Origin of the sequence: uncultured Aliiroseovarius sp. (assembly GCF_947497285.1) — a bacterium.
Taxonomy (GTDB): Bacteria; Pseudomonadota; Alphaproteobacteria; order Rhodobacterales; family Rhodobacteraceae; genus Aliiroseovarius.
This window is the reverse complement of the sequence record NZ_CANMFT010000006.1, coordinates 109,964-124,523: the sequence shown is the minus strand read 5'-3', so window position 1 is coordinate 124,523 and position 14,560 is coordinate 109,964. Positions and strand designations below refer to the sequence as shown.

Annotated in this window: 12 protein-coding genes; all 12 read right to left on the bottom strand. The window is 59.2% G+C overall.

Features of this window, described 5'->3' with window-relative positions:
- Positions 1-3: 3 nt before the first annotated feature.
- The 12 genes from Q0864_RS11975 to Q0864_RS11920 all read right to left on the bottom strand — a co-directional run bounded on the left by Q0864_RS11975 (position 4) and on the right by Q0864_RS11920 (position 14,203).
- A complete protein-coding gene (locus Q0864_RS11975; protein ID WP_298569844.1) occupies positions 4-1,086 on the bottom strand; it encodes a glycosyltransferase family 4 protein in 1,083 nt (360 codons plus the stop codon).
- Positions 1,087-1,090: 4 nt separating this feature from the next.
- Complete coding sequence (locus Q0864_RS11970) at positions 1,091-2,128, bottom strand: glycosyltransferase family 2 protein (protein WP_298569841.1); 1,038 nt, start codon at positions 2,126-2,128, stop codon at positions 1,091-1,093.
- Entirely contained in the window at positions 2,125-3,087 is a 963-nt protein-coding gene (locus Q0864_RS11965) for an NAD(P)-dependent oxidoreductase (protein WP_298569838.1), read from the bottom strand. Before Q0864_RS11965 ends, Q0864_RS11970 begins: the two co-directional genes overlap by 4 nt.
- Before the next feature lie 8 nt (positions 3,088-3,095).
- Positions 3,096-4,340 carry a class I SAM-dependent methyltransferase gene (locus Q0864_RS11960; protein WP_298569836.1) on the bottom strand — a complete coding sequence of 415 codons (1,245 nt, stop codon included), beginning with the start codon at positions 4,338-4,340 and terminating at the stop codon, positions 3,096-3,098.
- Complete coding sequence (locus Q0864_RS11955) at positions 4,337-5,443, bottom strand: acyltransferase (RefSeq protein WP_298569834.1); 1,107 nt, start codon at positions 5,441-5,443, stop codon at positions 4,337-4,339. Before Q0864_RS11955 ends, Q0864_RS11960 begins: the two co-directional genes overlap by 4 nt.
- On the bottom strand, positions 5,440-6,642 hold the full coding sequence (locus Q0864_RS11950; protein ID WP_298569831.1) for an aminotransferase class I/II-fold pyridoxal phosphate-dependent enzyme: 1,203 nt from the start codon (positions 6,640-6,642) through the stop codon (positions 5,440-5,442). Before Q0864_RS11950 ends, Q0864_RS11955 begins: the two co-directional genes overlap by 4 nt.
- 25 nt (positions 6,643-6,667) lie before the next feature.
- The gene (gene rfbG / locus Q0864_RS11945; protein ID WP_298569829.1) at positions 6,668-7,801 is read right to left on the bottom strand and encodes a CDP-glucose 4,6-dehydratase; all 1,134 of its coding nucleotides are present in this window, start codon (positions 7,799-7,801) and stop codon (positions 6,668-6,670) included.
- Positions 7,802-7,809: 8 nt separating this feature from the next.
- On the bottom strand, positions 7,810-8,619 hold the full coding sequence (gene rfbF, locus Q0864_RS11940; RefSeq protein WP_298569826.1) for a glucose-1-phosphate cytidylyltransferase: 810 nt from the start codon (positions 8,617-8,619) through the stop codon (positions 7,810-7,812).
- Between the two features lie 115 nt (positions 8,620-8,734).
- Positions 8,735-10,393 carry a hypothetical protein gene (locus tag Q0864_RS11935; protein WP_298569823.1) on the bottom strand — a complete coding sequence of 553 codons (1,659 nt, stop codon included), beginning with the start codon at positions 10,391-10,393 and terminating at the stop codon, positions 8,735-8,737.
- Positions 10,390-10,842: a GtrA family protein gene (locus Q0864_RS11930; protein ID WP_298569820.1), complete on the bottom strand. Its 453-nt coding sequence runs from the start codon at positions 10,840-10,842 to the stop codon at positions 10,390-10,392. Before Q0864_RS11930 ends, Q0864_RS11935 begins: the two co-directional genes overlap by 4 nt.
- Entirely contained in the window at positions 10,842-12,098 is a 1,257-nt protein-coding gene (locus tag Q0864_RS11925) for a glycosyltransferase family 4 protein (RefSeq protein ID WP_298569817.1), read from the bottom strand. Before Q0864_RS11925 ends, Q0864_RS11930 begins: the two co-directional genes overlap by 1 nt.
- On the bottom strand, positions 12,083-14,203 hold the full coding sequence (locus Q0864_RS11920; RefSeq protein ID WP_298569814.1) for a nucleoside-diphosphate sugar epimerase/dehydratase: 2,121 nt from the start codon (positions 14,201-14,203) through the stop codon (positions 12,083-12,085). The genes Q0864_RS11925 and Q0864_RS11920 overlap by 16 nt, the downstream gene beginning before the upstream one ends.
- Positions 14,204-14,560 lie beyond the last annotated feature (357 nt).

Here is a 14,560-nt window from a genome sequence, read left to right as displayed (position 1 = left end):
CGTCTACACCTCCACCGCGTCGTTGATCACTGCATCCCAGGATTTCAGTATGCGATCAGGGTCAAGGTATTCGACATTCAGATATGACGCGGCCGACATGCGGGCGCGCAACTGCGTATCGTTGATCAAGCGCGACAGGTTGTCGGCCATGCCGTCGATATCACCAGTCTGAACCAACAGGCCATTGACCTCGTGGCGGATCATTTCGCGCGGCCCAAACTCGCAATCGAAAGATATGATCGGGACGCCGGACAGGGTGGCCTCGGCGACGACATTGCAAAACCCTTCGTAGCGTGAGGTGACGACGAGGATGTCTGCTTCGCTGACCCAGGCGCCGTGGCGTTGGGTGGTGCCGGGCATCGCAACCGTGGCTTCCAGACCCAGATCTGCCCGCAAGCCTTCCAACGCCTTGCGTTCTGGCCCTTCACCGAAAATTGTCAGGGACAGGGTCGGGTGACTGTCGCGCAACCGGGCGACGGCATGCAGCAATAGATCAAAGCCCTTCTGCCAATCCAGCCGCCCCACCGCGACCAGCTGCGATGCTGCGCCGTTGATTTGCGCGCGCGCGCCTTCGATGGGCACGCAAGGGTTGGGTATGACCCGTGTTCGGTGGCGGACTTTCGCAGGCAATTGGTCGCGGCCCCGTTCCGTCAGTGTGACAACAGACGTCGCCCGGCGACTGAGCGTCATCGACGCGGTGTGCCACAATGGGTGGTTATTTTGCGCACGCGGATTGTTACGTTCAGAGATGACAATCGGAATACCGGTTCCCAGCCCGGCCGTAAGTGTCAGCACATTGATCTTCGTCAGAAATGACACGACCACATCCGGCTTTCTGTCCCGGATCAACTTCCGCAGCATTTTCAGCCGCTTTATCTGGCTGACCGGTTCGCTGGCCGGCACGTTCGGTTCCAGCACATGAAGCGTCACGTCTGGCGAATAGCGATAATACGAGCCGTCCCGCGGTGCACGCATCCCGGCGACCTCGACCTGGTCACCATGCGCGGCCCGGTGATTGGCGATCATGGCGACGATTTTTTCGGCCCCACCCGTCCCGAAACCACCCTGAATGAACAATACGCGCAATGTGTTACTCCGCTGCGTGACCGGCGTCTTTTTGCGCCGTCAGCTCCGCATTAGGCGCAGGCACATCGACCTCGCGTGTCAGGGGTTTGGTCGTATCCTCGCGGGGTTCAGGTTGGTTTAGCTCGGCTTCGATCAGGGGGCGGTGCAGATCTTTTGATTGAATGAATATTCGCCCGACATATTCACCCATGATGCCCAGAAACATCGCGTTCAGGGTCATCGACAACAGAAGCAATACAGTGGTCGTGGCGAAACCGGCTGGCCAGTCCTGACCAAAGACGACGCGCGCAATGACATAGGCGATCATCAAAAGGAAGGTCAGAAGCCCGACCGTCAAGCTGATCAACGAGGCCAGCCGCAAAGGCACCAGAGAATGGTTGATCAACCCATCGACTGCCAATGCCAACATCGCGCGAAACGGAAACTTCGAGGTCCCTTCAAGCCGCGCTTCGCGGTCGTATTCAAATCCGATCTGGTTGAACCCCATCCCGCTGATCAACCCGCGCACATAAGGCGAGCGGTCATCGACCCTGCGCAGTTCGTCCAGAATACGTCGGTCGGTCAGACGAAATTCGCCTGCATTGCGCGGCAGATCGTCGGTGCTGATCCAGTCGATCAGCGTGTAAAACGCCCGTCGCGCAGCCGCGACCAATGGCCCATCCGGCAGGCTGCGCCGGATGCCATATACCACGTGATAGCCTTGACGCCATTTGTCCAACATCTCGGGGATCAGCTCTGGCGGGTCTTGCAGATCACAGTCGATCTGGATCGAACATGCCCCCTGCGCCGAGCGATAGGCGGTCAAGACCGACGCCTGATACCCGACATTGCGGGAAAAGCGAATGACCCGCACCCGGTCATCGGCTTGCGCGATTTCGGACAGGATATCGAATGTTTTGTCGTCGGAATGATTGTCGGTGAAGATGATCTCTGGCGTGTAGTCCGGCAGCGCATCAAACACGGCAACGACGCGATCATAGGCACGCCGCACGTTCATCTCTTCGTTCAGAGCGGGGATGAGGATGGATACAAGCGTGGTCATGCTGACCTCCTGTTCGTGCCGTTTGGTCGTGTGGCGCGGGCGTCGTCAACGGTCATGGCCACGCCTTCTTCAAGATCAATGCGCGGCGACCACTGCAACTGCTGTCGCTGGCGCGTGGGGTCGATGCGCAATTCCACCACATCATCTTCTTCCTGGTCGCCGAACCGTATCACATCAGGTGACGCGCCAGTGGCGTTGATTACAAGCTTGGCCAAGGCACGCATCGTTGGTGCGCGACCGGTGCCAATATTCACAAGGCCGGGCGCCGCATGCTCCAGATCAGCCAGTCGTAAGAGCGCGCTGACGACGTCAGACACGTGGATCAGGTCGCGCCGGTCTTCAGGGCGCGCCACGATGAAAGGCTCATTATTCAAACATGTATGGATCAGCGACGGCAACAGAAAGTCGCGCGATTGCCCCGGCCCATAGGTCAGGGCAAGCCGTGCTGTCGACGTCGCGAAGGGGAGTCGCGGCCGCAAAGCCTCCAGAAACTGGGTGCCTGCCAAAAGCGACGCACCATAGGCACTGTTGGGGGCTTCGCGCATGTCCTCGCGATAGGGTGGCGCGACTGAACCGTATTCCGCAATGGTGCCTGCGCGGACGAACGCACTTGGGGGGGCTGGCAACGTCGCTGCCGCCGAAACGATGCCAAGCAGCGTCTTCAGGTTGTCGTCAATGCTGGTTGCGAAATCCGAAAGGTCCTGAGACTTGGTAAACCGGGTGCGCGCACCAAGATGAAAAATCACCTCGGGTTGCGCATCCTTCATACAGGCGTGCATCGCAGGTTGATCGGTCAGAAGAACCCGGTGGATTTGCAATTGCGCGCTAAGGTCAGACACCCGCGCCAGATCCGAGCTTGGCCGGACCACAAGCGTAACGTCATCGCCCCGCACCACGCACGCCCGCGCGAGGTGAGAGCCAATGAACCCCGTTGCACCAGTGATCAGGACACGCGCCATGTGATCTCCTATGGCACGATGCGTGGCATCGGCAACGGCACGATGAACTTGCCGCCGCGGGCTTCGAAATCGGACATCTGTTCGCGGATTTCGTCAAAGAAGTTCCACGCAAGGACCAGCAGATAATCGGGCGCGCGTTCGGCCACCGCCTCGGGTGACAGGATCGGCAATCGGGTTCCCGGCGTGAACAGACCCTGCTTCAGCGGGTTCTTGTCGACGACAAAGTCCAGCGTTTCGGCCCCGATGCCGAAATAGTTCAGAAGCGTGTTGCCCTTGGCAGGGGCGCCATAGCCGGCAACGGTTTTGCCGTCTGCCTTGATCTCGGCCAGCATGGTTTTCAGCTTGGCCCCCAATTCGTCCACGCGACGCGCGAATTCTTCGTAGGTCGCGCGTTCAGTCAGACCGGCTGCGCGCTCTTCCTCCAACATCTCAGCGACGATGGGCGCAGGCGTTTTGCCAAGTGAGGCACGTTGCATGAACACCCGCATCGACCCGCCATGCACCGGCAGTTTGGTCACATCCACAACATCCATGCCCCGTGACTGCCCCAACCGCACGATGGACAGAAGGCTCAGCTCGGACATGTGCTCGTGATAGACATTGTCGAACTGGTTGGTTTCGACGATTTTCTTGCCCCATGGCACTTCGATCACGAAGGTGCCATCGTCGTCCAGAAGGATCAGAACCGCATCAAGAAACCCGTGCAGGTCGTCGATATGGTTGAAGGTGTTGGTCGTGGTGATGACCTGTGCGGGTCCCTTCTCGTCACGCACGGTTTGCGCCGTTTCGGGGTTGAAATACCCGGTCAACACTTCGACCCCGCGTTCGCGCGCAAGGGGGGCGATGTTTGCGGCGGGGTCGATCCCCAACACGCGCGCCCCGGCCTTGACCGCATGGCCCAGCATCAAGCCGTCATTGCACCCGACATCCACGATCAGCCCGCCACCTGCTTTTTCACACGCGACGGCGGCGAGCCCGGCAAAGTGTTCGTGCATCGTTGCCGCACCAGATGGGACATAGAGGTAGTCCTCAAAAAAGGCGTCCGGAACCTGATCGGCGACCTGGATCAAGCCACACTCAAGACAGGCCTGCGTGTTCAGATCAAAAGCGGGTTGTTTCTGCGCGGGATCTGCCGTTTTGGCAAACATGTTGGCAGGCGGATGAGCCCCCATCGGAAGGAACAAAAACAGGTTCTCGGACCCGCAGGTCCGGCATTTCGACAGGGTCGAGGATGGCTTGGAATGCACTGTCATGGGCGGGTTTCCTTTTGAATGAACTTGGGTCGCTTAGCCCAGCTTTTGGCCAGATTTTGCGGGAACTTTTCAAAGATAACGAACGAGAATTGCGCAAGGGCGACCGAGGCCAGCGCCGTCACGGTTCCAAAGATTGCGACGCTGAGGACGACATTGTCGCCAAACAGGTCAAACCGCTGAAACAGCACGCGCATAGGCATGTAGACGTAGGGATGCACAAGATAGAGGCTATAGCTGATGGTGCCCAGATACTGTGCCCAACGGGCAGATAGGGCGCGGGCGGTCAGGCTATCGGGTTCAACCGCGAGCAAGAAATAGATACCTGTCAAAGTAAGGCAGGTCAGGGTGATAGGCTGGCTCAGCTCTCCGGGGTGGAAGTCGAAATGCGACTGAGATGCCGCGACCGCAAGGCCAATAGCCGCCGCCAGCTCAGCCAACGGGCGCAGCGGTATTTTGCGCGTCATCCCTTCGCTGTTCATCGCAAAAACCATAATTCCGACAGTGAAATAGATCGCCTTGGGATAGAGCGCAACGAAGGCAGCAGATGCCACCGCAACGACCAGACCCAGACCGAACCGCCGTTGCAGCACCGCATAAGCGCCGGCCGCCGCCAGCGCGTAGAACATCATCTCGTAGGACAGGCTCCACGCATTTGGCGTCAGTTGCTTTGCGCCGACAAGCAGGTTTGTGAACGTCAAGGCATAGAAAATGGCCGTTGGATTGTTGACCTCGGGTTCGAGGTTCCAGATGAGGTTTCCGACAATAAACACGAGGCTGCAGGCCAGAAACAGCGGATAGATGCGGACCATACGGCGAAAGGCGAAATCGCCGGGGCTATAGCGGAACGCGCTGGGCAAGATCACGTAGCCGCTTATCGCGAAAAACAGGTAGACGAAAAACGTGCCGAAATTCCAAAGCGGTTCAGCAACTGCCAGATAGCCCGGGCTGGCGGAATACACATGTTCGGCCGTCCCGCCGATGATGTGCGCGAACAGCACCATGGCGGCAGCCACGCCCCTTAGCCCATGAATACCCGCATTGTGACCACCGCCTTGCGGTAGCCACGCGGGCGTTATGGGGGACAGGGGCGCGTGCACGCTCATTCGGCAGCTTTGCGTTTGGTCTTGGCAAAACCTGCGAAGGTTTCGTGCATGTAAGTCATGTGATCATCCGTCAATCCATGATGCAGCGCCAAAAGCACACCGCCGCGCATGACGGCATCCGACTGCGCATAGCCGGCGGGATCTGTCTTGCTTGTGACGTTCTTCATTGCGGGCTGGCGCAGAATATTGCCGGTAAATACCGGGCGGGTCTGGATGCCGGCGGTTTCCAGGTGGATCTGCATGTCGCGCCGCGTGAAGGGTGCACCTTCGCGCAGGGTCAGCGGATAGGCCAACCACCCCGTGCGCCCGCCTTCAAGCTGGTTGGGCAGGATGAACCAATCTGCGTAATCCTTGAAGAACGCGTTGTGGGCTGCGAAATTCTTTTCGCGTTCGCGGATATTGTGCTCCAGCTTGTCCAGTTGCACCAAACCAAACGCCGCGCTGATTTCCGAAGGTTCAAGGTTATAGCCCAGATCCTCGAACAGGAACTTGGCGTCATAGTCGATGCCATCGACCTTCACGCCGAACCGGTTTTCGATGCTTTCGCTTTCGACAAACAGCGAAGAACTGCGCCCCCAGGACCGGAGCAACAGCGCCTTGCGGCCAAGTTCTTCGTCATTGACGCAAAGCATGCCGCCATTGCCGGCCCCGTTGATCACGTGCGAGCCATAAAAGCTGGTGGTCGAGACATCGGAATAAAGCCCCGTGCTTTTGCCTTCGATTGTCGCGCCAAGCGTATCTGCGCTGTCTTCGATGACCTTCAGCCCATGGGCGTCGGCGATCTCGCGAATGCGCCGCCAATCCGGCAGGTTGCCGATCAGGGATGGGATCATGACCGCGCTGGTGTTGGGCGTGATCATCCGTTCGATCGCGTCCACGTCGATGTTGTAAGTGCCCTCGGCCACGTCAACGAAAGCCGGGATCAGCCCCTGACGAACCAAAGGTGCCACGGTTGTGGCAAAGGTCAGGGCCGGGGTGATCACTTCGCTGCCTTTGGGCAGGTCAAGGATCTCGACCGCCAGATAGTTGGCAGATGACCCGGAGTTCACCATCACCCCGTGTTGCTTGGCAAACAGCGCAGCCACGCGTTCTTGCATCTTGCGCACGCGCGGGCCCATCTGCGTCGAGGTCTTCAGAACTTCGACCACGGCATCGATTTCTTCTTGCCCGTGAACGGTTTGGCCGTAATTCACTCTCATATCTGTCTCCTTTGGAACGTCCGCGCTATTGCGCTGCGACGTCCGACCCTTGTGTTTTCGCGCCTGACATCAGGTCGCTATAGTGATTGATCTGTGATTTGGTAAGCGCGGTCATGTCCTGACCGTCCAAGTGAGATTTGTACCATTTCGATGTTAAATCAACGGCTTGTGGTAAGCTAAGCTGTGGGCGCCAGCCAAGGCCAGTTTGAGCTTTGGTGCTGTCAAGGCGCAGGATGCCAGCCTCGTGCAGACCGCCTTTTGCGGATTGCACATCTGCAAACTGAAACTGCGGCCCCCCCAGCCCCCATGCCGTCTGCACCAAACCGGCAAGGTCGCGCACTGTGACTGTTCCAGACACGTCCGGCCCGAAATTCCACGGCCCCGCAAAAGGTGCGCCCTCCGTTAGAAGCTTTGCCGCCAGCGCCAGATAGCCCGACAAAGGCTCCAGCACGTGTTGCCACGGACGGATGCTGTCGGGACTGCGGATGTCGACGATGGTGCCAGCCTGCACAGCGCGCACCATGTCCGGGATCAGCCGATCCTCGCCCCAGTCGCCGCCGCCAAAAACGTTGCCCGCGCGCACCGAAGCCAGTTGTGGCCCTTTCGGGTCCGCAAAGAACGATCGTTGATAGGCCTGCGTCACCAGTTCTGTGCACCCTTTCGAGGCGCTGTAGGGGTCTGATCCCCCCATCGGATCGTTTTCACGATATCCCCAGGTCCATTCGTTGTTTTCATAGCATTTGTCGCTGGTCACCACGATGACACCGCGCAGCGATGTCATCGACCGCGCCAGGTCCAGCACATGCGCCGTGCCCGACACGTTCGTGGCGAAAGTTTCCGCGGGGTCGCGATAGGATCGGCGCACAAAGGGCTGTGCGGCCATGTGAATGACCAGATCCGCGTCAATATCGGCGGCCTCGGATGCAAGGCGCTGGGCATCGCGAATGTCGATCATTCGGCTGTCCATACCCTGTGTCAGCGCCGTGACCTCGCAAAACGAGGGACCGGGCTCGGGCGGGAGGGCGATACCGACGACCTCGGCCCCGAGCTGGCGCAACCACGTCGTCAGCCAGCCGCCCTTGAAACCGGTATGCCCGGTGACAAGGACGCGGCAACCGGCAAAGGCGCCGTCAAAGTTCGAAGCAACTGTTCCAGCCATGGTCTGCCTCAGATCGCCAGTGCCGTTACATCGTTCGGCAGGTCTTCGTTGAAACGCATCCAAGGGGGTGTTTCGTCTTCGCACAACGCGTCCAGCGTGTTGCGGTCGCGCACTGTATCCATCGGATGCCAGAACCCTTCGTGGCGATAGGCCATCAGTTCGCAATCCTGCGCCATCTGCGTCAGGGGCGACTGTTCCAGCGGCTCCATGTCATCGACGAAATAGTCCATGACTTCGGGTTCAAAGACGAAATAGCCACCGTTGATCCAGGTGTCGCGCCGGCGCACCTTTTCGGTGAATGCCTCGACCCGGTCGCCGTTCAGTTCGATGTTGCCAAAGCGCGCAGGCGGCTGCACCGCAGTGACTGTCGCCAGCTTGCCGTGCGATTTGTGAAAGTCGAGCAGCGCGTTGATGTCGATATTTCCCAGACCATCGGAATAGGTCACCATGAACGGTTCATTGGGGTTCAGCCATTCCTTCAGGCGCCGAATGCGACCGCTGGTCATCGTGTGCGGCCCGGTGTCCACCACCGAGACATTCCACCCCCCCGGTGCTGACGGCACCAGTTCCATCTTGCCAGTATCAAGCGACACCGTGATGTTGTTGGCAATCAGGTGGTAGTTGGCAAAAAACTGTTTCAAAATAACCGCTTTGTAGCCCGCAGCCACAATGAAATCCTTGTGTCCAAAATGGCTGTAGATATCCATCACGCGGGTGATGATCGGGCGGCCGCCGACTTCGACCATCGGTTTGGGAATCGTGACAGTTTCCTCGGCAAGCCGTGAACCAAGTCCACCCGCCAACAGCAATGTCTGCATAGTTACTCCCCTTTCTGAGAATGATTTGGGCAATTGCGGCGCAAGTTGGCAAGGCGTCTTGGCCCAACCACGCAGGTCCGAAATTGCAGTTCAAATTTCGTCAAAAGGGCGTTTGTCATTTCTCTTGCCCTCCGATGTTAAAATACACTTCGCCCTGCCCGTATCGGTTGTCCAGATGCGGGACTGACACCTTACGATAGCCGTGTGTCAGCGCGTAGTCACGCAAAGGTGCTTCCAGCGCCGGTTCATAGCCGATCAGGATCGCTTGCGGTGGGTCGCGATCGAAAAGGGCACCGATGTCATCGGGACCGGCCATCACGTAAAAACGGGCAAGGTCCGGGTCGGTATAGGGTGCTATGCGATAGGCAAACTGGCCGGTCGCGAACTCGGGATAGACGGACAGACCGGCTTCCAGCGGATAGATCGGCAGGAAGGTGGCGACCTTCGATCCGGCCGGGCGAAGTTGCGCGATACTGTCTTGCAGGGCTGCGGCGCCCCGTTCGATTTTCGCAGGCGTCGTCATGCCAGGGCGCAGGGTCTTGCGCATGTCCGGGGCCAGCCATGGCACGGCAATCAGCACCAACATGGCCGTCGCCGCCGACAAAAGCGGCCAGCTTTGCGCGCGTGTCGCAGGTGGCAAGGCGTCATAGATCAACGCGGCCAGCACGGGCAGGCACACCAAGGGTGCGATGTAGTATTGCGAAAAGCCGGGGGTCGGGGTCAGGCTCATCCCCGCAGTGGTCACCAAGGTGGCAAGAACAACGAGGATCAAGCCAAGGGCTGACCGATCCGACCATCTGCCCTTTGTCCGGGCCACTGCCGCAGTGCGCCCCATCCATGCCAATGCCAAGATGACCAGAGCGACAATCAACGCAGCCCCTTGCAGCCAGACGCCATAGGCGAGTTGAAGCTTCTGGCCCAATCCCATCGCAAGATCGGGCTCTGACAGCTTGTTTGCCTCCCAATATGTGACGTGAGGCCCGACGTGGAACTTCATGATATGGGCCAAAAACAAGTCGGGGTCAGACAGCAGAAGCCAGAAAAGCGGCAATGCCCCGATCAACCCACCGGCCAGCACGGGCAAGACAACACGGGTCAGGCGTGCCGAAAAGGGCAGGGCTGCGGGCAGCAAGAAAGCGGCAATGGCAATGGGCGGGATGAAAGCGACAGAGCTGACCTTCATACCTGTCGCGACCGACAGCATAACACCGGACAACACAAGTGTTGCGGGTCTCAGTGTGGCGCCTTTGACCTCGACAAGGAACAGCCCCATGCCAAAAAGTGCGAAAGGAAGTTGCAGCAGGTTGTTGGTTGCCGCCATGCCGGGCCCGTCCATCAAGGCGTGGCTGGTCAAAACAGAGATGACACCAAACGCTGCCATGCGGATAGACCCCGACAGCCGCAACATGGTCCAGCCCATAGCCGCAGCCAGCCCGACCCAAGCAAAGAAGATGCCCAGTCGGGTGGAAAACAGCAAGCCGCCACTGCCGAAAATCAAGGCCATGGCTTTGAAATACCAAGCTGAATACGGCACGTGGTTGTAGAAATAGTCGCCATAAAGCTGAAGGTCTGGCAGCAAGACGGCCGGTGGCACGAACAGCATTTCGTCACGGCGCAGGCCATAGCCCATCAGGCGCCCATAGATGGCGGCGAACAAAAGCGCGAAGCCAAGTGCTGCAAGCCACTTTGTGACGCGCGAGGTGGCGGGGCGGCTGGCGTTGGCGGGCGGCTTGGCCTTGGCCTCGTTGATGGCGTGAACTTCCAGAAGGCTCATACCGTGCCGCCTTTCGCGCGCAGGGGCACGTTCAGGGCCAGCGACACAAGCAAGTAAGACAGGACGACCGTCGGAGCAAGCGCAAGCCCCTGCGCCAGATACGGCCCGATCCCGGTGCCGATCAGCAGATAAAGCAGCGCTGCGTTGAACAGATACACTGCCACGTAAGCCGCGACATAGTGGGGAAACCGCCCGTAACCCTTGGTTCCGAAGACGAAACGACCGTGCAGGGTGTGGTTCCAGACGACGCCAATGGCAAATTGCAGCGCCAGCGCGACCTGTGGGTGCAAGCCGATCACCACCAACAAGGCATAAAGGGCATACCCAAACGCGGTGTTCGCCACACCCGCCAACAGGAAGCGCAGGATGCGTCTTGAATGCTTTGACCCGGCCGGCGCAGTCGCTGGGCCGGGGCGCGCGGTGTCCGGTGAAAGCGGGGCATCGGTCATCACAAAGCGACCTCAGCTGTGGCAGGCGGGGTTTCGGTGTCCGCGTTTTGGTGCTCCACGCCCATATGCTGCATCAGGATCGAGTTTACCCGGTGCACGTCATAGGTGCTGCAGGCCAGCTTCCGCGCGGCTTGTCCCATGGTGTCAGCCAGTGACGGATCGTCAATGAACTGTGCCATCGTCTGCGCAAGGGCTTTCGCGTCACCTTGTGGCACAACCATCCCGGTCACGCCGTTCTGGATGGCCTCGCCGCAGCCGGGGGCGTCTGTCGTGATGACAGCGCGCCCACTGGCCATGGCTTCAAGGATCGAACGCGGAATGCCCTCGCGCAGCTGTGTCGGCAAGACAAAGACGCTGCACCGCTGCAGGAAAGGACGCACATCGCGCGTCTCTCCCAGCCAGGTGACCAGACCACGCGCTTGCCAGTCGTCAAGCGTTGCGGTGTCGATCGCGTCGGGGTTGCTGTCTGCCGGTCCCAAAATTTCAATGTCACAGTCGCGACCTTGCGCGCGCAACAGCGCCGCGGCATCGCCGAGTGTTTGAAGCCCCTTGCTGCGCAACAGTCGTCCCACAAAGAGGAACCTGATCTTGCCCTTGGGCACAGGGGTCGCTGCAAAGCGCGTCGTGTCCACGCCAGATCCGGGCACGTCATGCAGGGGCACGCTGTCGGGGATCAGGCGAAAACGCCGGATGTCGCCACGGTCTGCCGCATTGTAACAGAACGCGCCGTGCAGCCGGCGCAGCGCCACGCGGTGCAACAGAATTGACAGATCGCGCACCTTCTTGCGACGCCCGGTCGGGGCGGCCTCCATAAACGCATAGCCAAGCCCGGTGAACAGAGCAAAGCGCGCCGGAACGCGCGCCAATTGGGCCGCAAGGCTGCCATAGACATTCGGCTTCATCGTATACGAGATGACGAGGTCCGGTTTTTCGCGTCGCAGAAGCGCTGTTAACGCCCACAACGTTTGCAGGTCGCGCAGCGGATTGGTGCCGGTGCGATCCATCGGCACGGTGCGGTGGCGAATGCCGTGACTGTTAAGCTGGGCGGCTGTGTCCTCGTCGATATCTGCGGCAACAGCCAACACCTCAAAGCCGTTGGCTTGCAGGCGGCGCATCAGGTCCAGACGGAAATTCACCAAGGACCAGCCAAGGCTGCCAATCAGCACAGCGCGCTTGGTCGACCCTTTGACATTGCCGTTTGTCACGTCCAGTTGCGAGGCTATTGGCGTGGCCGTCTGCCTTATTCCCCGGCCCATAGTCTCTGCTCCGTCGTGGCTTGCGCATCCGGTTGGCGCATTGGGCCAGCGATTGGGGCGCGGCGGACTGGTTTCTGCGTCGGCAAACGCTGCGTGTCAGATGTGACGTCGCGCAGGGTCGCGCGCCCATAGCCGGGCACAAGGTCCTGAAGCTGACGCCGCACGGCGCCCTCATCTCCAGCGCGCGCGGCCAGCTCCAACTGCACGATTGCGCCGCGCAAATGGGCCATGGGAATGCCGTCGGGCAGGGCGGATTGGACACCCTCGATCCCGCTTTCATGGCGCTGTTCGGCCTTGTCGAACAGTTCTTCGAACAGCTTTTCACCCGGCCGGATGCCAACGAAGTCGATGTCGATATCCCGGTAAGGCTCAAGACCGGCCAAACGGATCATACGCTCGGCCAGATCGACGATCTTCACCGGTTCGCCCATGTCCAGCACGAAAATCTCGCCCAGACCAGTGTTTTGGGCAAGCCCCTTGGCGGCGGCGATCGTGGTCAGCTGAACCGCTTCGCGGATCGTCATGAAGAACCGCTCCATGCGCGCATCAGTAACGGTAAGCGGACCACCTTCGCTAATCTGGCGCTGGAACAGTGGGATCAGCGAACCCGACGATCCCAACACATTGCCAAACCGGACCGAGAAGAAACGCGTGCCCTCTTGGGTCTGATTGGTAATCCGATCCTGCGCCTGAACATAGAATTCCGCCACGCGTTTGGTAGCCCCCATGACGTTGGTGGTATTGACCGCTTTGTCAGTCGACACCTGCACCATCGCGATCGCGCCCACTGAACGGGCCGCATCGGCGATGTTGCGGGTGCCGATCACATTGGTCAGCACGCCTTCACAGGGGTTCAGTTCGACCATCGGCACATGCTTCAGCGCGGCGGCGTTGAACACAAGCTCGGGCTGAAAGCGCTTGAAGATCGACTTCACACGCGTTGCGTCACGGATCGACGCGATCAGAACCTGTCTGTTCACATCCGGATAGTGGCGCGCCAGATCCATATCGATCGAATAGGCATTGAATTCGCAGTTATCGACCAAGATCAGCATCGACGGATCGAAGGATGCGATTTGGCGCGAAAGCTCGCTTCCGATCGAGCCACCGGCTCCGGTGATCAATACGCGACGGCCTTGGAACAGCTCGCGCAACAGCGAGTTTTCGACAGCCATTTGCGGCCGGTTCAGGATCTCTTCGGGATCGACTGTGCGCAGGGTCGGTCCTGTTTTCGCCTCGTCTTCGACCTCGGGATCACCCAGACCGGGAAGGCGTGATACCTTGATCCCATTGGTTGACGCCCAGGACAGCAGCTCAAACATGCCCTTGCTCTCGAAATGCGAGACAGGCTCTGTCAGTAGAAGCTGGGCGGGTTTTTCGCCGGCGGCCTGCAGGGCCGCAACGGCGGCCTTGGGGTCACGCACCGATCCGAGGATCTTTACATAGTGAAAATACAGCCCCGTCGTATCACGCACATCATCGATGATGCCAATGGGCACATATTTCGTTTGGGTATTGCGCAGCGAGCGTAGGAAAAGGTCGCAATTGGTGCCCGTTCCGACCAGCAATACAGGCGTTTGCTCTTCGGCCATTTTCTGTTCACGTTTGTCCCTGCGGATCAACTCGCGGCTACGTGCCACGATGCGCAACGACCCCAAAAACGGGACCGTCGCAAGGAACTGGATCAAGAACACGGACAAGGGAACGGCTTGGGTCAAAGGCAAAACAGACGCGATCAGGCCTTGCGCCGTGATCGCCACCGCTGCACCACGCGAAATGATCGTGATGTCGCGAACCGAGGTGGAACGTGAGTGGCGCCTGTAGAAATCAAGCAGCGTGAAGGCAACAAATCCCGTAAGGCTAGCCAACGCCATCAACGGCAGCATCGCAACCCACATCGCATTCGGGACCGCGCCGCCATAGGCCAAAGCCATCGCAACAAAGACCGAAAACGCCGAAGCAAGCGCGTCACCGAACACAAGACGTCGGTTGGCACGCAGCTCAGCGCTTTTCTGGATCGCCCAGAGTTTCAATTTTTCCCTTAGCTGCTGGCGGGCTTGCGCACCTGCAGCTGTCAAGGCTTGGAATCCAATTCCATCAAGCATGATATAAGAACCTTCCCCGGTTCCGTTTCTAATTCAATTGCGCGATACTTGTCGGCGCCAAGGGTCGACGTGCCTCGGATTAAAAATATGTGGAACAGCTTGTTGCCAGCTTTGCCCACAGTCCAGCGCGTCAAATAACGCTCCTTGTGCTTCAATATTTACAAAGGCTCAAAATAGCCCGAACAAACGGCGTTAAAACTACGCCAAGTATCACAATGGTGGGGGTGACGAGTTACACCACATGGTCAAACCACCGAACTGACTAACAATCGGAGTCGGATCCACCCCTGGATTTCTCGAACGTTTCACCGTTCGAGCGCTCACCGAACCAAGTCACAGTTAGAATGTATCTCATAT